This window comes from Oceanirhabdus seepicola, from assembly GCF_023684385.1.
GTDB classification, from domain to species: domain Bacteria; phylum Bacillota; class Clostridia; order Clostridiales; family Clostridiaceae; genus Oceanirhabdus; species Oceanirhabdus seepicola.
In genome coordinates this window covers 891,146-915,494 of sequence record NZ_JAGSOJ010000001.1, presented here as the reverse complement: position 1 = coordinate 915,494, position 24,349 = coordinate 891,146, and the positions used below count along the sequence as shown (strand labels likewise).

Annotated in this window: 18 protein-coding genes; 16 read left to right on the top strand and 2 right to left on the bottom strand. The window is 30.4% G+C overall.

Translation table 11 applies throughout. The features are described from left to right. The first annotated feature begins 164 nt into the window (after positions 1-164). The 8 genes from KDK92_RS03945 (at position 165) to KDK92_RS03910 (ending at position 10,402) form a co-directional block, all read left to right on the top strand. Complete coding sequence (locus KDK92_RS03945) at positions 165-587, top strand: GNAT family N-acetyltransferase (RefSeq protein ID WP_250857750.1); 423 nt, start codon at positions 165-167, stop codon at positions 585-587. Between the two features lie 391 nt (positions 588-978). Continuing rightward, complete coding sequence (locus KDK92_RS03940) at positions 979-1,533, top strand: PadR family transcriptional regulator (protein WP_250857749.1); 555 nt, start codon at positions 979-981, stop codon at positions 1,531-1,533. Next, entirely contained in the window at positions 1,533-2,894 is a 1,362-nt protein-coding gene (locus KDK92_RS03935; RefSeq protein ID WP_250857748.1) for an NAD(P)H-dependent oxidoreductase, read from the top strand. Before KDK92_RS03940 ends, KDK92_RS03935 begins: the two co-directional genes overlap by 1 nt. Before the next feature lie 73 nt (positions 2,895-2,967). Next, positions 2,968-3,681, top strand: a complete 714-nt coding sequence (locus tag KDK92_RS03930) for an alpha/beta fold hydrolase (RefSeq protein ID WP_250857747.1) — start codon at positions 2,968-2,970, stop codon at positions 3,679-3,681. Positions 3,682-3,939: 258 nt separating this feature from the next. Further along, positions 3,940-5,223, top strand: a complete 1,284-nt coding sequence (locus tag KDK92_RS03925; protein ID WP_250857746.1) for a hypothetical protein — start codon at positions 3,940-3,942, stop codon at positions 5,221-5,223. Between the two features lie 178 nt (positions 5,224-5,401). Beyond that, positions 5,402-6,022, top strand: a complete 621-nt coding sequence (locus tag KDK92_RS03920; protein WP_250857745.1) for a TetR/AcrR family transcriptional regulator — start codon at positions 5,402-5,404, stop codon at positions 6,020-6,022. A 222-nt stretch (positions 6,023-6,244) separates the two neighbouring features. After that, positions 6,245-8,818, top strand: a complete 2,574-nt coding sequence (locus KDK92_RS24770) for a PEP/pyruvate-binding domain-containing protein (RefSeq protein WP_250857744.1) — start codon at positions 6,245-6,247, stop codon at positions 8,816-8,818. A gap of 693 nt (positions 8,819-9,511) precedes the next feature. Beyond that, entirely contained in the window at positions 9,512-10,402 is an 891-nt protein-coding gene (locus KDK92_RS03910) for a YitT family protein (RefSeq protein ID WP_250857743.1), read from the top strand. Positions 10,403-10,506: 104 nt separating this feature from the next. Here the strand turns inward: KDK92_RS03910 and KDK92_RS03905 are convergent, their stop codons facing one another. Together KDK92_RS03905 and fdhF are read right to left on the bottom strand one after the other, a co-directional pair. Beyond that, a complete protein-coding gene (locus KDK92_RS03905; protein WP_250857742.1) occupies positions 10,507-12,507 on the bottom strand; it encodes a 4Fe-4S dicluster domain-containing protein in 2,001 nt (666 codons plus the stop codon). Then, a complete protein-coding gene (fdhF, locus tag KDK92_RS03900; protein ID WP_250858616.1) occupies positions 12,507-14,546 on the bottom strand; it encodes a formate dehydrogenase subunit alpha in 2,040 nt (679 codons plus the stop codon). The genes KDK92_RS03905 and fdhF overlap by 1 nt, the downstream gene beginning before the upstream one ends. 764 nt (positions 14,547-15,310) lie before the next feature. Between fdhF and KDK92_RS03895 the strand changes: the two genes are divergently transcribed. From KDK92_RS03895 to KDK92_RS03860, 8 genes are all read left to right on the top strand, one after another. Then, on the top strand, positions 15,311-16,147 hold the full coding sequence (locus KDK92_RS03895) for a formate/nitrite transporter family protein (protein ID WP_250857741.1): 837 nt from the start codon (positions 15,311-15,313) through the stop codon (positions 16,145-16,147). A gap of 146 nt (positions 16,148-16,293) precedes the next feature. Further along, a complete protein-coding gene (locus KDK92_RS03890; RefSeq protein WP_250857740.1) occupies positions 16,294-16,920 on the top strand; it encodes a molybdenum cofactor guanylyltransferase in 627 nt (208 codons plus the stop codon). Continuing rightward, positions 16,907-17,680, top strand: a complete 774-nt coding sequence (gene fdhD / locus KDK92_RS03885; RefSeq protein WP_250857739.1) for a formate dehydrogenase accessory sulfurtransferase FdhD — start codon at positions 16,907-16,909, stop codon at positions 17,678-17,680. Before KDK92_RS03890 ends, fdhD begins: the two co-directional genes overlap by 14 nt. A gap of 219 nt (positions 17,681-17,899) precedes the next feature. Then, complete coding sequence (locus KDK92_RS03880; protein WP_250857738.1) at positions 17,900-18,037, top strand: hypothetical protein; 138 nt, start codon at positions 17,900-17,902, stop codon at positions 18,035-18,037. 59 nt (positions 18,038-18,096) lie between these two features. Then, positions 18,097-18,636 (top strand): hypothetical protein, encoded by a 540-nt coding sequence (locus KDK92_RS03875; protein WP_250857737.1) that lies wholly within the window; start codon positions 18,097-18,099, stop codon positions 18,634-18,636. A gap of 306 nt (positions 18,637-18,942) precedes the next feature. Then, on the top strand, positions 18,943-22,689 hold the full coding sequence (locus tag KDK92_RS03870) for an AAA family ATPase (RefSeq protein ID WP_250857736.1): 3,747 nt from the start codon (positions 18,943-18,945) through the stop codon (positions 22,687-22,689). 139 nt (positions 22,690-22,828) lie between these two features. Next, entirely contained in the window at positions 22,829-23,098 is a 270-nt protein-coding gene (locus KDK92_RS03865) for a phage tail protein (RefSeq protein ID WP_250857735.1), read from the top strand. Positions 23,099-23,325: 227 nt separating this feature from the next. After that, on the top strand, positions 23,326-24,349 hold a 1,024-nt coding region (locus KDK92_RS03860; RefSeq protein WP_250857734.1), incomplete at its 3' end, for a DUF6273 domain-containing protein.

The window sequence follows — 24,349 nt, the reverse complement described above, 5'->3', positions numbered from 1 at the left end:
AATACTATTATACCATAATTTATTGAATATAATGTAAAATTAAGAAAAATCTATCTTTTAAAAGGGCTTTTAGCAAAGGTTCTTGATTTTATAGTTACTCTAAAATTTATGATATAATAAGGTGTATTGTATATATTTGTTAAACTATAAAGGGGGACTTAATATTGAATATAGCAATTAACAGAGTAAGAAAAGGTGAAGAAAGACTCATTAAGGAGTTGTTTGAAAAAGCAGGTGATAAATTCTTTAAGGTAAACGAGGAATTCTTTTATAGTGATAAGAATATATTATTAGTTGCTGATAATGGAACTACTACTTGTGGATTTTTATATGCTTATATATTAGAAAAGTTAAATGATGAAAAAGCTGATATGTATTTGCATTCAATTGATGTTTTCCAGGAGTTTAAGAAAAAGGGAATAGGTATGGCTTTAATTGAAGAGTTAAAAAATGTAGCAGCTAGCAATGGATGTTCAGAGATATTTTTAATAACTAATAATAGCAATACAGCAGCAATGAGATTATATGAAAAATCAGGTGGGATTAGAGAAAATAATGATGATGTAATGTTTGATTTTCTATTATAGATTCATTATTTCAAATAATACATATATAAGTTAGAATATTTATATAGGAAAGACAAGGCTTATCTGAGAAGAAAGGTCTTTTTTATGTGTTTATATAAAAAGCTTGACTAGCTAAAAATATAAGGATATAAGAGCAAGCATATTCACAAGTTCAGGCGCAAATACCCCTGGGGTGTAAAATTTTCTAAATGGGAAAAATTACACCCCAGGGGTATTTCTGAAGGAGTCAAACTAATGAAGTTACTATTATTCATATGGTTCCAATAAACGTCACATGTTGAAACAGTAACGATGATAGAGTAGTATATGAAGAAGTGTAGAATTGACTTCTTAAACTAATTGCGATAATATATGTCTAATAGATATATATTTAATAGAGAGGTTGAAGTGTATGGAATTTATTATTTTAGGGCTTTTAATTTTAAAACCAATGACTGGCTATGAGATACAACAATTTTTAAAAAAGAATCTATCTACAATTTGTTCTAATAGTGCTGGAAGTGTACAGACAGCACTTAAAAAGCTGAGTTTACAAGATAGTATAGAATTTGAGGAGTATGTAGAAAAGGGTAAAAATAAAAAACTTTATTCCATTACAGAAAAAGGAAGAACAAACTTTTTAGAGTGGATTGTTACACCAATGCAAACTAAAAAGGTTAAAAATATGGAGCTTTCTAAACTATTTTTTCTTGGTATTGCACCAAAGGAAGAACGTAGAAAATCTATCTTAGGCTATATAGCTCAATTAGAAACAGTAAAAGCTGTTCTTATTTCTATAAAAGAAGAATTCGAACATATGAAGAGTGGAGAAATATTAGACACAGAAGATAAGTTTTTACAAGATGTTTTTATATATCAAGGATACACTTTAGAATATGGTATTGATTCAGCGGAGTTTGAAATTGAATGGTATAAAAAACTAATAAGAAAGATGGAGAATGAATAATGAAAATATTAGTTCTGAATGGAAGTCCAAAAGGTAAGAATAGTATTACCCTGCAAACGGTATTGTATTTAGAAAAAGTCTACCCTGAGCATGATTTTACAGTTTTACATGTAGGACAAAGAATAAAAGCATATGAAAAAGATTTTAGTGAGGCAAAAAAAGCCTTAGAAGATGCAGAAATAATTTTATTTGCTTATCCTGTTTATACATTTATTGCTCCTTATCAGATGCATAGATTTATTGAACTTATTAAAGAAAATGGTGTAGATTTAAAAGAAAAATTTACAACTCAAATTACTACATCAAAACATTTTTATGATGTGACTGCTCATAAATTCATTGAAGAAAATTGTCACAACTTAGGACTTAAATATATTCGAGGTTTGTCTGCAGATATGGATGATTTACAAGAAAAAAAAGGTCAAATAGAAGCTGAGAGTTTTTTTGAACAGCTGTTGTTTGACATAAAAAATGATATTTATGTGTGTGTTTCGCCAGGCGTTTATAAAGAAAAAAGAGAAATTTATAAACCAGTTTTAGAAAATACCTCTAAAGAGAGTGGTTTGGATGTAGTTATCTTAACGAACTGTGCAGAGGATGATACTAATTTAAGAAATATGATTGAAGATTTTAAGTCAACATTACCTTATAAAGCTAGAGAAGTAAATTTGAGAAAAACCCGTATTGATGGAGGCTGTCTTGGTTGCTTACGTTGTTCAGTTACAGGAAAATGTGTGTATAAGGATGGTTTTGATGATTTTTTAAGAAATGAAATTCAAAAGGCAAATGCAATTATCTATGCCTTTACAATAAGTGATCACTATACACATTCAAGCTTGAAACTTTATGATGACCGTCAGTTCTGTAATGGACATAGAGCTGTAACAGAGGGGATGACTGTAGGATATTTAATTAGTGGGGATTATATGGCAGAGCATAATCTTCAAACTATTGTGGAAGCACGTTGTGAGGTGGGTGGAACTTATCTTGCTGGTGTTGCAACAGACGAAGTAGATACTTCTAAGTCAATTCAAAATTTATCACAGAGTATTTGTTATGCACTGAGAAATAAGTGTACAAGACCAAAGAACTTCTATGGTGTTGGGGGTACAAAGATTTTTAGAGATCTTATTTATTTAATGCGTGGAATGATGAAGGCTGATCATAAATTCTATAAGAAACATGGTATTTACGATTTTCCGCATAAGAAAAAAGGTAGAATTTTAATGATGTATATCATCGGGCTTTTGATGAATTTACCTTCTGTACAGAAAAAAATGAAGGGTCAAATGAATGAGTTTATAATAGCACCGTATCAAAAGGTGATTGAAGCTGCTAAACCTAAAAAAGATAAGTATTAAGAGATAAATCTCTAATCTTATCTCTACATATACCTTATATGTAATTTATAAATAACATTTGGAGGTGGAATATATGGATGTAAAAAATAAAAAACGTTTTAGAAAAACAAAAATAGCGATAATATCTTTGGTTTGTATTCTTTTGATTTCAGTTGTAGGATTTTTTATCTATGTTTCTGATTATTACAGAGCTGAGGACATAGCAATTGAAGTTATGCAAGATAATTCAAAGATAGAAGTAGTAGACAACCTTACTATATTGTCTCCAGCTATACCGGGTGATACAGCTTTGATTTTTTACCCTGGAGCAAAGGTTGAGCATATAGCTTATTTCCCTATATTGAAGAAGTTAACTGATAAAGGGATTACTTGTGTCTTAGTAGAAATGCCTTTTAATATGGCTATATTTGATTCGCATGCGGCAGATGATGTGTTTGACAAACTTCCTGAAATAAAGAATTGGTATATAGGCGGTCATTCTATGGGTGGAGCTATGGCAAGTAGTTATGCATCCGAAAATAAGGACAAAGTAGAGGGGCTTATTTTGTTAGGGTCATATGTTTATGGAGATTATCCTGCAGAAAAAGCTTTAACTGTTTACGGTACTTTCAATTCAAATCTTGAAGAGCATATAGATTACACAGAAAATATTGTTGTAATTGAAGGCGGTAACCATGCGCAATTTGGAAATTATGGTGAGCAAAAAGGTGATCCTGCAGCTACAATAAGTCGTGAAGAACAGCAAAACATATCCGTTGATGCAATTTTGAATTTTATTGAAAATTGAGATGTAAGGATTTAAAAGATGGTCAAAAAAAGAACCCAGGGTGGAATTTCTTCTACTCTGGGTTCACTAGAGATATTTGTTATTCAAAATCATTTTTCTTAAAATTAGACTTGATAACCAGTGTTGATGATACAATATATTAAATTTTTATTATAAGACACAAGATGGATACATGTAGATGATATTCTAAAGTAAATCAAGCAAAACCAATATATTAAGAAAACTTATTTTTAAATATTGTGTTAAGGAGAGAGGATTATGAATAAAAAATTAATTGCTACTATAACAGGTGTAGCTATAGCAGTTGCAATCGGATATGGATTAAAAACTTTAGGAATATTTTATAAAAAAGTACCAGAAGAGAAGTTAAACGTACCAAAGTGGAAAACCTCAATGAAAATCAAGAATCCTAATTATATAGATTATGTTGATGAGTATGATATTGTAAAGAGTACAGACGAACTTGGAGGAAAAGCAGCTAAATATTATACTAAATATATAGATTATGTTGCTCCAAATGGAAAACCTATACGAATATTAGCTCAAAACGAAGTTAATGATGAACAAGTATTATATGCTTATAGTATATTAAGTTTTTATCTTGAAAGTACTGATACAAAGGATAAAACGGAAATTGCTAATAAGATGGCAGATAATGAATCTATTCTTATAATGCCTAATGGTGCTGATCGTGATGGTAAAACATCTATGCTAGCAATGTCTTTAGGACAAAACCTTAACTACTCTGAAGTAGCTAATGTAGGATCAAAATGGTATATAGAAAATGATTATGAGCATAGAGATGCATCTTTTGAAGAGATATTCCATTTGGTCCATGATTATGGAATTGGTACAACTAAAAAGCCACAAGCGGATAATGAAACATCACAAAGTATAAAAAAAGCTATGGATAATGCTCTACTAGCAGATAAATCAAAGAGGGGCGAGGAAGGTCTTTGGGCACTTGGATTTGGGAAAACGATAGATGAGTGGGAAAAAGAAGGAAGTTTAGAACAAGAATATATTGTTTCAGTAATTGATAGCTATTATGGTTTATGGAATGCTTTCCCTAAAAAAGGTGGTATGTGGGGAGGATATGTTGCAAAATCAAGAGAAGATGTTATTAATATGGACACTCTTGGATATAAGGCTCTTAACTCATTTTTACCTCCATATATAACAACGATGATTCGCGTGGATCCTAGCTTTACAGGCGATTTTAAAATGTATTTTGACAATAAAGCTCCATATACATTTAAGTCTCAGTATTTGAAAAATGTTACGTTGACAGGAAGTAACAATAGCAATTTATATGGTAATGACCTGGATAATATTCTTATGGGTAACAGTGGTGAAAATATTGTAAATGGAATGGGTGGCATTGATATTGTTCAATTCCGAGGAGCATCTCTAGAGTATACTGTAGAGAAATCTTCAGAAGGAGTAATTGTAACTGACACAATTAATGGACGTGATGGCAAATGTATTTTAAAGAATATTGAATTATTAAGATTTACAGACAAAGATATAAAAAGTAAATAAAGATAACTTAGTCTAAAAGGGAAAATTTATACCACAGGGTGCGGATTTTCCCTTTTTACATTTTATGAAGAGGTGGATGGCTTTGGATTTCACAAAAAAAATATTGACACCTTCTGTCTGTAAAGGATATAATAAAAACAGACAGAAGGTGTCAGTTTTTAAATAAGGAAGTGTAGAAATGGACGAAAAATATGAACATATAGACACCAATAATGAGAAGGTTTTAAGAATAGTAAATGCATCTTTTGAGGTTTTTGCTAAGAATGAACTAGAGAAAGCATCAACTAATGTTATAGTTAAAAAAGCAGAGGTTTCAAGAGGGCTTCTATACCATTATTTTGAGAATAAAGAGGATTTGTTTGAGTTTTTAATATGTTTTTCCACGAAATTTATGGTAGATGATATAGGAAATAAGCTTGACTGGGAGGAGAAAGATTTTTTTAATCGTATGCGACAAGCGGCGATTATAAAGTGTGAATTAATGAATGTATATCCTTATATGATTGAATTTTTAGAAAAATATAAACATAGAATTACTAGGGATAAGCTAAAGAAATATACGGAAGAAGTATCCCCAGGTATTATGGAAAAAGCATACACATATAATTTAGATTTTAGTGGTGTTAAAGAAGACGTAGATATAGAAAAGATGAAAAAGATTATAATAGCTACTTTAGCAGAAATTATAAGAGAGCATTGGGAATTAAGAAAAAACACTGGAAAAGAAATGGATAGAAGTAAAATAGAAAAGGAATGTGATTCTTATGTAAGTTTTTTCAGAAAACATTTCTATAAGTAATCTTATTTATAGAGAATCCAGTACGAAAATTAATTTATACATACACCTTAGAAAAAGCTATACAATTCTAGCCAAAATCTCAGCTTCTCAATGAGTTATGGACTTGTATAAATTAATATTTGAGTTGGAATCTCTATATTTAGAAGAATAAGGTATTGGTTTTGTATTTCATAATGAAAGTTAAAGAGTATGTAAAGTATAGATAAATTAGGAGGGATTAAAGTGAATAATAAGATTTATCATTTTGACACAGCAGAGAATTTTATATTATCACAGGTTGGGGGTAAAGGTAAGGCGCTAATAGAAACATCAAAAGCAGGCTTTCCAGTTCCAGAAGGATTTGTTTTAGCGGTAGAGTTCTTTAAGCCTTGGCTTAAGGATATTAAAAGTTCTGATGAATGGGGAAAATTATTATTAGACACTAAAAAGGAAGACTGTGATCTAGTAAAAAAGAAAGCAGAAGCTTTAACTTTTACTGAGGAACAGGACAAGGCTATAAAGGAAGCTTTAAAGGAATTTAGAAAAGGTACGATTTTTGCTGTTCGTTCATCTTCACCAGAAGAGGATTTAGAAGGAACTAGCTTTGCAGGAATGTATGAAACATATTTAGGTATAACATCAAAAATGTTAGAAAAATCAGTGGCTGCTGCATTTTCATCTTGTTTCGATTTTAGGGTTATGGAGTATAAAAAGCAAAATAGAATAAATTTAGAAAACACTTGTATAGCTGTTGTAATTCAAAAACAGATAGCTTCTGATGTAAGTGGAGTAGGATTCTCTTTAAATCCTAGTAATAATTGCTACGATGAAGTTATGATTAATGCATCCTTTGGACTTGGAGAGAGTATAGTATCTGGTATAGTAACACCAGACACTTATGTTGTAGATACTATAGATAATAAGATTATAGAAAAGAAAATAGGGGAAAAAGAAAATGCTCTATGGCTTAAAGAAGATGGGGGAACTATTGAGAAAAAAATAGATAATCCTAAAGAGCAAGCTCTTAATAATAAAGAAATATTAGAATTAACTGCTTTAATCAAGAAATGTGAAGACCATTATGGTAAACCTATGGATACAGAATGGGCCTTTGAACAAGAGAAACTATACCTGTTACAGTCAAGACCTATTACAACATATGTTCCATTATTTCCTGAACTTATGACTAAAAAGGGTGAAAAGAAAAAAATATATGCTGACATGATGATAATGACGCAAGGATTCTCAGAAAGTATGTCAGTTTTAGGGATGGAACTCTGGGCTAAAATGATATATGTAATAAAGAATGGTCTTCTAACTCCGGAGATAGATGGGTTAGTGCCGGCGTTACATGGTAGACAATATATAAATATATCGGCTATGTTAAAGAGTTGGGGTAAAGGTGCAACTAATAAGTATTTAAAGGAAGCTGATGAGAATATAAATAAGATATTTAAGGATATAAATATTTTAGAATATAAACTAGACAAGAAAACAGAAACTTTGAAGGGTTCTAAGAGAGCAATGATAGGAATGGTTTTTAAAATATTGCCATCTGCAACTAAGGCAAAGTTTTCAAGCTATGAAGACGTTATCAAGGATTATAATAACCTAGCAGAAGAAGTATTTTCACGTCTTAGAGAGTTAAAGATGGATAGGGATTTTCATAAGATGGTTGATTCTACAATGGAAGATGTTTATAGTATAATGAATAATTTTGGGATTATTATGGCTGGTATGGGGGCTTTTTCATCAATTAAAAAGATGTTTAAAGGAAAAGGGTTAGATAATCAAGTAGTAGCTTTGGGTATGGATTTAGATGGTAATCCAACCAGTGAAATGGGACATATGTTATTTAAACTTGCTTCATTTGATGAATTTCAAAATACTAAATCTGTAGAAGAATTCCTGCAGAAAGTTCAAGAGAGGTCTTACTCAAAAGAATTTATGGAGCTTTATGATGAGTATATAAGGAAGTTTGGTGCAAGAGGATTTATGGAGATAGACGTTGCTTCTAAAAGAGTATATGAAGACCCTTCTCTATTATATGAAAAGCTTGTTAATATAAACATTAATGATAGTCAAATAACAAAGGTTAAAGAAAAGAGATTAGAAGCATATAATAAGCTTCTTAAGGTAGCTAAAGAAAATGGATTTGAGAAGAAGTTTAAAAGGCAGGCGGAGGTTTATCAAGCTACCTTTGGATATAGAGAACATCCTAAGTATGTAATTGTTATGATATTCTCAAAACTTCATGAGATTCTTTTAGAATTCGGAGAAAGACTTGTTAAAGAAGATAAGCTTGATGAGAAATATCATATATTTGATCTTCACATTAAAGAGATTACAGCAGCTCAAAAGGGAGAAAATATAGATTTAAGAGCTAGTAGAGATAAAAATTTAGAACCATATAAAAAGGTTCAAAATGTTAAGAATTGGCCACTTGTAATAAATAGTAGAGGAAAGATATTTAAACCTAAAATTAATGCAGAAAAAGGAGACTTAGTAGGTTCTGCTATAGCACCTGGTGTAACTAGAGGTAGAGCTAAGGTTCTTAAAACCCCTTATGAAAAGCCATTAAATCCAGGTGAAATATTAGTAACAAGAGCTACAGAACCATCATGGACACCAATATTCATAAATGCAGCTGGGGTTATAATGGAAATAGGAGGACCTCTTCAACATGGTGGAATAATAGCTAGAGAGTATGGTATTCCTTGTGTAAGTGGTATGATGGGAATAATGGATATTGTAAAAGATGGTGATATGCTTGAGGTTGATGGCAACAATGGTATTGTAAAAATCATCAAAGAGTAAGCTGTGAAAAAATTAAAAAAACTTACTCGTTAAAAAATTGAATTGCTTTGGCGATGAGTACAAGCCATATACTAAGAAGCTATCTAAGTGCTGCTAATAAAGCGTTTAGATAGCTTTCTATATAATAAAATTACTTGGTTATAATTAAAATTTTAACAAGCGAATTTCAGCTTCTTATTTTTGAAATAATTATTCTTATAATTATTATAAATGAATAAATATCTAAAAACTTACTTTTTAAGTGGAACTTTATGTTTTGATAATTGAAGTAAGTGATAAGCCTAAAGGTCTTGGTAGTGGTATGATAGAGGATTTTCATGGAATAATTATTCATGTAATAAAGGGAAGAAGTAAAAAGTTTATATTGATTTTACAATATTTTCTAAAAAGTATATATTTTTTTTAAAAAGTTAAAATTTATATTTAAAAATACAGGTATTTATGTTAGAATTAGTTGCGTAAATGATTAGTTTGTTTATATTATAACAAACTAATTATATGTAAATATTAGAATTTCTAATTGAAACAATTTCATTGAATTAGAAATTTTAATATAGATAAAAGTGAAAATTTTGAAAAATATATTGCTACTAATGGGGGGAATGTGTTTTTAGATATGGACGTTATGAAAATTTTATTAGGATTTATTTGTGAAATAAAAAAGGGTTAGTATTAATTTTGAGGTGAGATAAAATGAGTGAGAGTATGAAGTCTTTTATTAAGGATTTACCAATAATAACATTTGCTATGTTTATTGGAGCAGTAGCTGTACATTTCTTTTTGATTCCAAGTAAATTAATTGTTGGCTCAATTACTGGTTTATCAATAGTAATTAATTTACTTACATCAATATCATTGCCAGTATTAATTTTTATTATAAATGCATTTTTGTTAATCTTATCTTATTTTCTTATTGGGAAAGAATTTGGTGTTAAAACTGTATATGCAGCGTTAATTTTGTCACCTATGCTTGCTATACTAGAAAAATTATATCCAATTAAAGAATCATTCATGCAGGATCAGTGGCTAGATCTTTTGTGTTTTGTGTTGATTCTGAGTTTTGCACAAACAATTTTATTTAGACGCAATGCATCAACTGGCGGCTTAGATATTATAGCAAAAATTGTTAATAAATATTTTCATGTTGATTTAGGAACATCTGTTACTATTGCAGGAGCACTTATTTGTTGTACTGCAATTTTAGTATATGATATGCGAACAGTAATCATAGGATTAATCGGAACTTATCTTAATGGATTAATATTAGAACACTTTATGATAGGATTTAATTCTAGAAAAAGGGTCTGTGTTATTTCAAAAGATTATCAGTTGATTCGTAAATTTATAATAGAAGATATGCACCGTGGTGCAACCTTATATCCAGTTAAAGGTGGATTAGAATCTGAGGACAAATTTGAAATTGAAAGTTTAATGACACGAAGTGAATTTTCTTATCTTATGGAATTTATTAAAAAAGAACAGATTGATGCATTTATTACAGCGGGAACAGTTAGTGAAATCTATGGCAATCTAGGAATAAAAGGAATAAAAAGTAAGCCTAAAATATTATTAGAAAATAAATAGAAAAGAAGCGCCTCTAATCATACAAAAAGAGACTGCAGTAGATTTGTGTTTACACAAATCTAACTGCAGTCATTTAATGTGAAGTGAGTTTTATTCTTGTATTATTAAAATTCTGGTGGTAATTTAATCATGTCTTCATAACTAAATACTGGTCCATCTATACACATGTACTTTTCTCCTACTTTACAGTGACCACACTTACCTACACCGCATCTCATATGAGTTTCTAAAGAAGTTAATATATCATTTCCATTCATTCCAAGGTCCATTAAATCTTTAGCTACAAGCTTAATACGTCTAGGTGAAGCACATACGATTGCAGTAGTATTCTTCCAATCAAGACCTAGGTCTGCAAATAGATCATTAATGTATCCAACGTGGGCATCAACCTCATCTGTTGGTCTTGCAAGGGCGTAAAGAACGTCAACACCATCCATTTTACCCCATTCTTTTAGATCGTCTTTATATACAAGTCCATCATAAGAACCAGCGCTTGCTATCATAACTATTCTTCCACACTCTTCTTTATGTTCAAGTGCTCTTGCTAAAAGCGTTCTTACTGGAGCTACCCCAACACCACTTCCTATTACAAGAACATCTCTACCTTTTGCTTTTTCAAAAGGGAAGCCTTCTCCGAAAGGACCTCTTAATCCTATTTTGTCTCCTGCCTTCATTTCATGGATTGCAGATGTAACTTTTCCGGCTTTCTTAATACAGAAATCGAAATGAGTTTTCTGAGAATCTGAAAAAGGTATAGATATTGCAATTTCTCCAACACCAAATACTGTTATCTCAAAGAATTGACCATGGAATTTAAATTTTTCATGTAGAGACTTATCTTCATACTCAACCACGAAACGCTTTATGTTCCATGTTTCCTCGATAACTTCCTTTATCACAGCAACCTGAGGCATATATATGTTTTCAGGAATATTTTGTTTCTCTATTATCATATTCTCAAATTCATTGATATTCTCTCCGCATGTACAATTATGATTCTTATCCTTTAAATCAGTGGCTGCACATTCTCCAAGAGATGTTTCTTTCTCATTTAAAACATACTCATCAGCGAACTTGTTTATTACGTTAACAAAATCAATGCAAGCAGGGCATGTTTGAATGCATCTTCCACATCCAGTACAGCCTTTCATACCAAACTTCTGCTCTATATATTTTAACTTATCGTAAATTCTATATTTAATTCTTGAAGCATTATTTCTAGGATTATGTTCCCCTGCATTTCTAGTAAAAGATTCACTTTGACATGAGTCCCAAAATCTCACACGAGTACCACTAGAATGTGTACTGCAGCTATCACAGGAACCACTGCACTTATCATTTTCTTCAACTACATTAAAACAAGTACAAGTAGGACACACTGTAGTACAGCCTGTACAGTTGATACATCCTTTAGCAAGCTGTTCCCAAATAGGATTATCAAAATTTTCATCCAACAATTCTAGCATATTTGAAATATTAAAATCTTTAACAAATTTACCTTCTACATCTTTAAGAAGACCTTTTTTATCTTCTGATATTGAAGAATTAACTTCTGTTAAGAATTCTTTTCCTAATGAAATTAATTTTTCTCCTTTTTCTGTTCCAACTTCAACAATGTATTCATCTTTAAGGGGAGTAAGAGCAATATCATAACCTTTTTCTGCAAAAGGTCCTGCCCCCATGGAAGAACAAAAGCAATTTTCTCCTGGCTCAGTACAATTAACAGCTACAACAAATGTTTTTGCTCTTCTTTGTACATAATTATTATCTACAAATTCCTTTGTAAAAAATCTATCCATATAAGCTATACCATATGCATCACAAGCTCTAACTCCAAAAAGAAGTTTGTTATCTAATTTGCTATAATCTGGATCAAAAGTTTTAAGTTGATTTTCATTTTGCTCCCATTTGAATAGTACTTCTCTTTGTTCATAAAAGAATTCTTTAATTGAAACTGGGGAATTTAAATAATCCATAGTAAATGTGTTTTCATCATATGGCATCATCATAATTTCATCATTTTCTATTGAAGGAGCTAAAACTTTAAAATGTGCCGCCCATTTTTTTAGTAAATCCTGTAGATTGCTTTTCTTTAGTTTAATCATTATTTTACCTCCTCAAGGCTAACAGCACAAACTTTGTAATCTGGTATTTTAGTAATAGCATCTAAATTCTTAGAATTAATTAATGTATTTACTGGTGATTCGCTAAAATGGAATGGCATAAATACAACACCAGGATTTACTGAATCACAAATATTAGCTTTGCATAGTATTTCGCCCTTTGGAGAGCTTATTTTTAACTTAGCATTATTTCTTATACCTAATTTTTCGGCATCTTTAGGGTTAATATCAAGTTTCCCATAAGGTATTTCTCTATCTAATGCCCAAGATCTTCTTGTCATTGTACCAGTATGATAATGCTGAGCTAAACGTCCTGTAGTTAAAATAAATGGATATTCTTCACTAGCAACATCAAATGGTTCTTCATAATCATTAATTATAAATTTTCCTAATCCCCTTGAAAATTCACCTTTATGAAGATACTTAGTTCCTGGATGGTTTATATCAGGACAAGGCCATTGTAAGCCGCCTTTTTCAAGCCTATCATATGTAATACCGCCATAGCTAGGTACAAGTGAACTTATTTCTTCAAATATATCAGCAGGGGAAGAATAATCTGCTTCATAACCAAAAGCTTTTATAAGCTCTTTTAGTATAATCCAGTCAGGCTTACTATTTCCTACAGGCTGAATAGCTTGTCTTACTCTTTGAACTCTTCTTTCTGTATTTGTAAATGTTCCATCCTTTTCCAAGTAACTTGATGCAGGAAGAACAACATCCGCAAATTTTGCAGTTTCTGATAAAAATATATCCTGAACTACAAGAAAATCAAGACTTTCAAGTGCTTTTTTTATGTGATTAAGGTCTGGATCAGAAATCATAGGATTTTCTCCAACGATGTATAAACCTTTCATTTCTCCATGAGCAGCTTTGTCCATCATTTCCGTAAGAGTTAAACCTACTTTATTTCCAAAATCTTTTCCCCATTTTGTTTCAAATTTTTCTATAACTTTTTCCTCTGTTAAAGATTGATATCCTGGTAAACAATTAGGAAGTGCAGCCATATCACAAGCACCTTGTACATTGTTTTGTCCTCTTAAAGGATTAATTCCAGAACTTTCTTTACCTATCTGACCACATAACATAGCAAGATTAGCCAAAGCTCTAACGTTTTTAGTTCCAGTTGTATGTTGAGTTATGCCCATAGCGTATAAAACTGTGGCATTTTTAGCATTAGCATAAGCTCTTGCCATTTCTCTTATATCATCTGCATCTACACCAGTTATTTTTGATACTTTTTCTGGAGTATACTTTTCTACAGATACTTTAAATTCTTCATAATCTTCTGTTCTATTTTTTATGAATTCTTTATTTTCTAAACCTTCAGAAATGATAACATTCATCATAGCATTTATAAAGGCAGTATTTGATCCTGGGTTTAACTTAGCATGAACAGATGCAATACTTGTTAAAGGTATACTTCTAGGATCTGCAATTATTAACTTGGCACCATTTTTTTCTACAGCTTCAACTACTCTATTACCGATAATTGGATGCTGTTGTGATGTATTGGAACCTATAATAAATATAACATCAGCTTTTGAAATTTCATTAATAGAATTTGTCATTGCTCCACTACCAAACATAGCAGCTAGACCAGCTACTGTAGGACTATGTCACAAACGCGCACAATGATCTATATTACTAGTTTTTAATATAGATCTTGCAAATTTAACCAAAAGGTAATTTTCCTCATTAGTACATCTTGCTGAAGAAAAGACACTTATTGCATCAGAACCTTTTTTAGATATTATTTTTTTAAAAGACTTAGCTATATATGATAAAGCTTCTTCCCAAGTACTTTCTTTAAATGTTCCATCACTTTGTTTTATTAAAGGGCTTGTCAATCTATCTGGATGATTAACAAAACTATGTCCCTGCCACCCTTTTACACACAATTGCCCTTTACTTACTGGATGATTTGGTTTTGGTGAAACTCCAATAACTTGGTCATCTTTAACATTAACGTAAAAATTACAGCCACACCCACAATACCCACAAGTGGTTAAAATTCGTTTCATTACATTATGCCTCCTAATTTTCTTTAGTGAAGAAATATAATAAAATTTCTAATATATATAAGAAATTCGATATATATGTACAAAATTCGAAATATATAATAAAATTCCATTTGACATAATAATATGTGTATTTATCCAAAATGTAAATAGGATTCCATGATTTACTTATTAATTCTAAGTAAAACATTGTATGCTAAAGAAAATAGGTGTTAATTTGGTTCGTTGGCAAAATTTAACCATATTCCTCTGTTTATAAAAGTTAGAAAACACTTTACAATATTAAAATGACGGGACTAAGTTCGGAACCTGCATTTTGAATGTGAAATTAGTAACTAAATATTTCAACATTACTATGTAATTTACGTACTTTTTTTGATTAAAATCGCTTTTTTAGTGAAAAATTTGATAATTTTATCACAGAGTTATATCTGTGTCAAAAATTATCAGATTCTTGATTTATTATTAAGTATTATAAGTATCATAATTTATAGATATATACTTGATTATTAACAATCCATTGTGGATAGGTACATATATATGTTCTTAGAAGAAAGCTATTTTTTATATAGAGATTCCAAGTTAAGACTAAATTTATACTAGGTTCAAGGTGTACTGCGATTTTGAGCATGTATAATAAAGTTTAACTATGGATTCTCTATAGTTAAAATTTTCAGAATAACATATTTATTTACACAATTTATTGTGAAGCTATTTATCTATTAATTTAATAAATTATATTTAAATCTAAGGAGGAAATTTTTCTAATGGAAAAAAGAATGTTATCACCAAAGGAAATTACCGATGCGGTAATTAATGCAGGCATCAGCAAAGTAAAGCTATCAACTCTACAAATGATTTTATTAGGTATTATGGCAGGTGCATTTATAGCATTTGGAGGATTTGCATCAACTGTAGCATCACACAGTATTAGTAACGTTGGAGTAGCTAAAGTAGTAACAGCGGTGGTATTTCCAGTAGGACTTATGCTAGTTGTAATATGTGGCGCTGAATTATTTACTGGTAATAGTTTAATGGTTGCTTCATTGGTTGATAAAAAAATCACTCTTGGACAATTAATGAAAAATTGGATTCTTGTTTACATTGGTAATTTAATAGGTTCTATAATAATAGCGTTTTTAATCTCACAATCTGGTTTGCTAGGAATGGGCGTAGGAGCTGTTGGAGCAACTACAATAAAAATCGCTTCTTACAAAGCTGGACTTTCAGTTAGCAACTGTATATCAAGTGGTATTTTATGTAATATTGTTGTATGTCTTGCTGTTTGGGCTAATGCTGCGGCTAAAGATGTAGCAGGTAAAGTAGCTATAAGCTTCTTCCCAATTATGGCTTTCGTAATTTCAGGATTTGAGCATAGTGTGGCAAATATGTACTACTTCTCAATGGGTATATTTGCAAAATCAAATGAAGTTTTTGTACAAGCATCTAAGTTATCATCTGAAAAACTTGCAAATCTTAATTGGGCAGGTGCATGGGGAAATATACTACCTGTTACATTAGGAAATATTATTGGTGGTGGTATTTTTGTAGCATTTACATATTGGGTAATTTTCAAGCATGCATCAACTATAGAGAATCCATAGTGAAATTTAATTTATACATGTTCCAAAATCTCAGCGTATCAATGAGTTATGGACTTGTATAAATTAATTATTGAACTGGAATCTCTATAACAATTCAGACAAAAAATAAATAGCTTTGATCTTTGCTTTTGAAAGGCGGTAATCTTTTGAATAAACTGGGAAGTGCAGTGATTTTATGTGGCGGCAAGAGCAGTCGAATGGGATTTGATAAAAGCAAAATAAAAATAAATGATACATTATTATTAGATATTACAGCGGAATCTTTAGAAGAAATATTTGATGAAATTATATTAGTTACAGATAAAAAGGAGAAATTTCGGAATTCAAAGTATACCATCATAGAAGATTCAAAGAAAAATTGTGGTTCTGCAGAAGGAATATATACTGGACTTAAATATGCTTCATCGGAATATGTCTTTGTATTAGCTTGTGATATGCCAGTTATAAGTATTGAATATATAAAGTATATGATGACCATAATAAAAAACAATAATAATATAGAGGGAGTTATTTCAAAAAATGGTAAATGGATTGAACCTATGCATAGTTTTTATTCTAAAAACATGCTTCCTCATTTTAAAGAAGCTCTTGATCAAAATAAATTAAAAATTTCTAAAATTATTGAAAATGGTAATATGCATTATATAGAAGAACGTATTATAAGAAAATACAGTAAGGATTTAAATATTTTTATCAATTTGAATTATATAGAAGACTTAAGCATATTGAATACCATTAATTATAAGGGGAAAAAATCTTATGGACATTGTTAAAGAGATTGACATAACAAAATATTCAAATGGAATCACAGAGAATATTACAGATAAGATTATTGTTGAAGAAGCTTTAGATATTTATATTAACAACAAATATTATGTTACACTTATGTGTACTCCTTATGAAGAAAAAGAGTTAGTGTTAGGATTTCTTTTTTCTGAGGGATTAATATCTTCAATTAAAGAAGTTGAAAATATTGAAAAGAAAAGTGAAGGTATGATATTTGTAGGTTTGCGTGATAATAAACGTGTAATATTTGAAAATAAAAGAGCTCTTACATCAGGATGTGGAAGAGGAAGTATTCACGTTAATATTTTGGTTAATAAGAATGTTGATATCATCGAAAACACATGCAATTATAAAATTAAAGATATTTTAATGTATATGAAAGAATTTAATACTGCTTCAAATTTATTTAAAGAAACAGGAGGAGTACACGGCTGCTGTATTTGTGGATGTGATGGCTTACTAATTTCTTCTGAAGATATAGGAAGACATAATGCACTTGATAAATTAATTGGTAAATCCCTTCTTAATAATATTGATTTACATGACAAAATATTGTTAACTACAGGCAGAGTTTCATCAGATATTTTAATAAAAACCGCAAAAGCAAAAATACCTCTATTAGTATCACATTCAGCCCCTACTGAATTTGCAGTAAAAATGGCTAAGATTGTTAATGTAACTTTAATTGGTTTCGCCCGTGGGAATAGAATGAATATATACAGTGGCGAACATCGACTAACATATTAATGGAATAAGCGAAACTAGAATTGTTATATAACAAGAAAATAATTTGATTAGTTGCCTTCCTCCGGGGGGCAATTTTTATTATGACCTTATTTTAATGAGAAGGTGGGGATTTCCAATTATATCCTATGACTCCTTGGGTGATTGTATTGTAACCATTTCTTTACTTTTAAAATATCATTCTATTATAAGATAAATATGTAAAAAATAAACAAAGATGAGGTGCACCAGGATAAAAAACTTGAAAAAAATAGTTGCATCAATATTATTGGTACAAAGGTAGATATAAAAAATGTAAATGATATGCTCATGAGGGTAGATAAAGAAAACATTGATATAATTGATATAATAGTAGAATAGGAAAATACTCTTAAATAATATTGATAAGCTCAAAAAGATAATGGAGGGGATTAAGCTAAATGAAAGCTAAAAAAGGGTATTCTTTAATTTTAATAATTTTAATAATTAGTAGAGTTACGGTGTTTTATTTGGAAACAGCACATAATTATTATTTAATCACTGCATCGATAGTATTTTTAATTAATGCATTAATTCTGATATTTCTTAAGTTGCATATTAAACCTAAATCTAGTATATTGAACGTGTTATTGTATATTATTATGATAATTTTATTGTTTATTAATTTTTTCATATATATATTTACTGCTGAGTCAGCTAATACATATATACAATCACCACAAAAAACAAATACATTAGTAATATCAGAGAAACAAATGCTAGCAGCAGCAACCTATACAACAATATATGAGAGAAAACTGTTGATTTTTAAGAAGAAGATTTCTGATGAAGACATAGGTACTGGAGATGCATCCATGCCATTTCAAGACAGTCATTATAAAATAAATTGGTTAAGTGAAAATGAAGTAGAGATGTATTATCCTTATCGTTCTAATGTACATGAATCAAAGTGGAGATATGTTAAAATAAATATACGATAATACTTAAATTAATATTAGTAATTTCAAGAATAATAAGACGAGTACGATATTGGATGAAATATTGTACTCGTTTTGCTTTATTTATTCCCAAAAATGAAATTATTACTATAAAAACTTAGCTGTTATATATGTTGACAAAAACATATATCATATAGATGAAATAGTATTGATACTATTTGATATATGGAATTAATATAATGAATTATGGGGTGCTAATATAGATTGCATTACTGCTCAAGAAGTATCGGAGAAATGAAATAATACTAGAAGACTATTTCAGACGTTTTGCTTACAAGGGGGAATAAAATGAATGCAAAATATCTTATTGAAGAGAAAATTAATAAAACTATAATAGCTAGAAACAATGAAATAGAATCTATTAAAAAGCATTTTGACCGCGTTCTGGAAGGGAGGAATGGGGTATCTGTCATTATGGGTTTACCAGGTATTGGGAAGACTTTTTTAGTAGAGCATGTTGTAACGGAGCTGGCAAGCAGTAATGTAACCTATGTATACGGCAAATTCAGGCAGCATGATAATAAACCATTCATTGCCATTTCAGAAGTTATAGAGCAAATGGTAAAGCATCTTTTAACCCTGCCCTATGAACAATTAGAGAACATAAAAAATGTTTTAGAAAAAGTCTTGGGTTCGGACGTAGAAATAATAACATCTATAAGTCCATATGCAAGAAAACTTCTAGGATATCATAAAATCATTAATATAGATAATTATGAAAAACTAAAATACAGAGTCAGAAAAGCTCTATTTCAGTTTTTATCAACGGTTTCAGAAGCGCTATTCCCACTGATTATGTTTATAGATGATTTACAATGGGCGGATACACCCTCTCTAGAAGTAATAGAGCGTATCTGCAAGGATAATGAACTGTTAAATTTACTGTTCATAGTTGCATATCGGGATAATGAAGAAAAAAGTATTAAAAAAGTGGAAAACCTCACTAAAATATCACAAATTAAAAATGATTATATTCCTATACAACTACATGAACTAACGGATTTTGATATAAAAGGATATATACAATTAATCTTTGGAGTAAATACTGAAAATATTGATTATTTAGCAAGAATTATATACGGTCTAACACTTGGGAATCCTTTTTACATAAAGGAAATTCTTCATATCTTTATGAAAGAAGATATTCTTGTATACTCAGCGCAAAGAAAACTATGGGTAGTTAAAATTGACGGTATTAATAATTTAAGTTTATCCACTGATATAGAGCAGATTATAATAAACAAAATAAATAAGCTAAGTGATGAGGATAAATCACTGCTTGAACTTATATCATGTCTTGATGGTAAAGTAGAGTACAAGCTATTAAAAAAAATAATAAATATAGAAGATGCATTACTAAGTAATCAGTTGAATAGATTGTGTGAAGCTGCTTTTCTTGTAAAAACAGTAGAAGATTATCAAGCCGATGAAACCTTAAGCTATGGTTTTGTGCACGATATTATATTAGAACTGGTGTATAAAAAAATTGATTCTGAAAAAAGAGCAAAGATTCATTATAAGATTGCTAAAAACCTCACAGATAACGCAGATAAAACATTTATAGAAAACAATAGCCTTTTCATAGCATCACAATTGTTACGCTGCGACTATCATATGATGACACAAGAAAATACAGAGAGGTGGATTTTTGAACTTTACAATGCTGGTATGGAAGCAAAACAATCTGCGGCAATAGAACAAGCCCTAAAAATATTTCAGTGCTGTGTGGGTTTGATTCCATATACAGACTCTAAAGATAAATATGACTTAGAAATGAAAATTAACATAGAATTAGGAGAATGTGAATATATCTGCGAAAGATACCAAGAAGCAAAGGAAAGATTTGAAGTACTCATTACCAAATACAATACACCAGAAAATTTGATAACCATAAAACGAAAATATATGAACCTTTATTCTTATACCGGTGATTCTGAAAAGGTAATAGAATTAGGTATTGAAGTATTAAATCAATTAAACTTCAAATTCAATACAAAACACCTTGTGATTGATCTTATAAAAGGAAAACTGTTATTCTCCAATAAAAAGATAGAGAAGATTAAAAATGCACCTATGATTAAAGATGAAAGGCTAATGATTATCTTAGAAACCTTAATGAAAATGATTCCTGCTGCTAATATTATCAATGATAAGATATTTGGGCTGACTCTTATGAAAATAGGTATCCTTTCTGCAAAACATGGAAATTCTCCTTATTCACCTATTGGATATACTGCCTATAGCTACATTATGTATAATATATGGAAAGACCATGAAAAAGGTAAAAAACTAAAAGACATTACAATAGATTTACTAAAAGAGACAGATAATCTATCCAGCAAATCAATTGAATATTCATTTATAGGAACCTTTATAGATCATTGGTCAAACCCCATGGAAAAATCCATGGAATATTTGGAAAGTTCCATTGAAGAAGGTACAAAGATAGGTGAATACATATATAGTGGTTACGCCATTGTCTCCATCATTTATGCAAAATACATCATGGGGATACCCTTAAAGGAAATAACCAACTATACTAACCTCCAAGCAAAAAAATTACAGAGGATTGGAGAGGACATCGCAACATTTATAGACAAGCTTTTTAACCCACATGTGCATTATCTTGAAGAAGGGATACTTACAAAGGAAGATTATAAAAACGAAGAGGAGGTAAAAACATTAAGTAATAACAAAAGCCTGTCATATTATGCCTTCATGCTCCAAAGATTTTACCTAGAAGGAGAAAAAGAAAAAGCCTATGAATTAGTAGAAAATATCACACCAAGCATAGGTTTGTTAAAAGGTCACATCATGTATACAGACTTACTCTTTTATAGTATACTCACAAGACTTGATAGGCAGAAAGCTCTACAAAACTCTGAAAAGAGGAAAAACAAGAGATTAATAAAAAAAAATATGAAAGAGTTAAAATATTGGATTAATATATATAAGGAAAACCATTATGCAAGATATTTACTTGCTAAGGCTGAATACGTAAAACTCTTTGAAAAAGAGAAATCTTTAGAAAAACTATATAATGAAGCAATTAGTTTTGCAGAAAACAGGGGTCAATTACAATTAGAAGCAATAGGTAATCTTTTGGCAGCAAAGTACTATGATTATAATATAAAACTCTCAAAATTTTATGCTAAAGAGGCTGTAAGCTTATTTAAAAAATGGGGAGCAATCTACATTGTGAATTTAATTAAAAAGGAATTTGGATTAGAAAAGGAGACTAAATTACATACAGAAGAAAAACAGCTACATATGAAAAAAACAGAAAAGATAGAGGCAAATGAAGAAATAAATAAAAGCATATTATATCATTTGAATGTAATTGAAAACATGGAAGAAGAAGAAGGGTTTATATATATGCTTGATTTTCTTACTAGGAATAATTATGCTGATTATGGTGCTGTTTTATTTGAGAAAGCTGATGAAATACATTTACAATATGAAAAGAAAAAAAATGAGAAGGTTACTTACTATAAAGAATTAATAAACATAAAATATGTAGGTAATTTACCTCGTAAAGTGCTTCGATATGTTGCAAGAACAGGAGAAGAAGTTATTTTAAATAAAAACTCCAATGGGGGAATATTTGCAAATGACCCATATATAGTGGATAAAGATGAAGTATCTATTGTCTGCATACCAATAAAATATTTAGGTGTCTTTGTAGGTATCATTTATTTAGAAAAAATCTGTGAGGGTGGTTTTAATGAAAACTTTGCTCAAATTATTAGAAGTTTAATTCCTTCACTCATATCAAAGAGATCGACTATAAAGGATGTGAACCTTCACAGATTATTTAATCCTCAAAGAGCTGAATCGCCTTTGACTGATAGAGAGGTGGAAGTATTACAGAAAGTTGCAGAGGGAATGTCAAACTCCTCCATAAGCAAACAGCTATATATTTCTATAGGAACTGTTAAAAGTCACTTAAGTAATATATATAGTAAATTGGAAGTGGATAGTCGTATAAAGGCAGTTGTAAAAGCAAAAGAACTTAATCTCATAAAAATAGTCTAAAAACCTGCTAAAATTAGCAGGTTTTTAATTTTTTATGAAAAATATAACTTTTGGCAGATGTAAAATTTTACAGAATCTGTATAATGGAATTACAAATAATCATGTTTTTAGTCCATATATATAAGGAGGTAGAGATTATATGAATCAAATGTTAGGGGAAATCAAACTTTTTCCCTACGATGATGTACCGGTAGGCTTTCATAAGTGTATGGGGCAAGCTTTATATATTAATAAATATCCTAAGCTTTATATGCTACTTGGTACAAAATTTGGAAAAGGAGATAACTTTCAATTTAGATTACCCGATTTAACAGAGGATGCACCGAAAAGTTTGACCTATTGCATTGCCACGGAAGGTAAGCTGCCAGAAATTCACTGTGAAAATGGACATAACGTTCAAGAAATATAAATTTAGGGATCGTTGAAAAATAACTTCCACTATTATAGATATCTCAGCTCAATAATTTATTTGCGCATGTCCATAACTCATAGAACCATTGAGATTTTGGAACATGCAGAAATAAAATTTCGCGGTAGCATCTATATGATTGTTTCAAAAAGTGTAAGAATCACACACATTTTTGAAACAAAAGGGGAAGTAATTTTTAAGCCGACCCTTAGAAAGGATTGGTAGGTATGAAAAAGAAACTAAGCATCATATTAGTAATACTTCTTATATTAACCAACATGGGTTTAGGAAGCACAACAAAAGCATACGTAGCATCAAATACACCGCTAGAAAGTATGAACCCAGGAGATAAAATCATATTCGCAGATAAGGAATGGATTATCCTAGATCCTGATGTGGGGTATATAATACTTGCATCTAATGATGGGGATAGACAAAGGAATTCAACAGATAATAATGATTATGCCAGTAGTACTATTAGAGCTTATCTAAATGGAGACTTTTTAAACAGCCTGAAAGAAGAAAATAAAGATTTAATTACGGAAGTTATATGGAATTGTGGTCCAGAGAAAATTGTTAAGATTCATAAGTATGATTATGATTGGTATTACTCTGTAGAAGTCAGTGAAAGAGTTAGAGATAAAGTAGGACTGATTTCATATAGTGAATATATAAATTATAGTAAATATTTTAATCCTAAAGGTGGAGTTCTTGAACCAATAGACTGGAATTACAGTTGGTGGTTAATGACTCCGAATTCTGGCGTCTCTGACCTTGTGTGGTATGTCGGCACTTACGGCGACCTCTACCACTACGGCTACATCACTTATTCTCTTGGTGTGCGCCCCGCTTTGTATCTGAAATCTGGAATCTTTGTATCTGCTGTAACCTATGCTGGAAATGGTAGTGATGCAGGAACAGTGCCATCAGATAGTAACAATTATATTAAAGGTTCATCAGCAAGTGTTTTAGGCAACGGTGGAAACTTGACAAGAGCAGGTTATACCTTTGTAGGGTGGAACACAAAAGCAGATGGTAGAGGTATAGATTATGCAGTAGGGTCAACATTTAAAATGGGGAGTGAAAATGAGACTTTATATGCGAAGTGGACACAGAGCAGTGAGAAAGAAATAATAGGCTTTACATTGGCAGAACAGACAGGGGCAGCTGATATAAAAAATGGAAATCATACAGTAGAAATAGAAGTAGATAACGGAAAAGACGTAACAAATCTAACACCAACTATTAGCG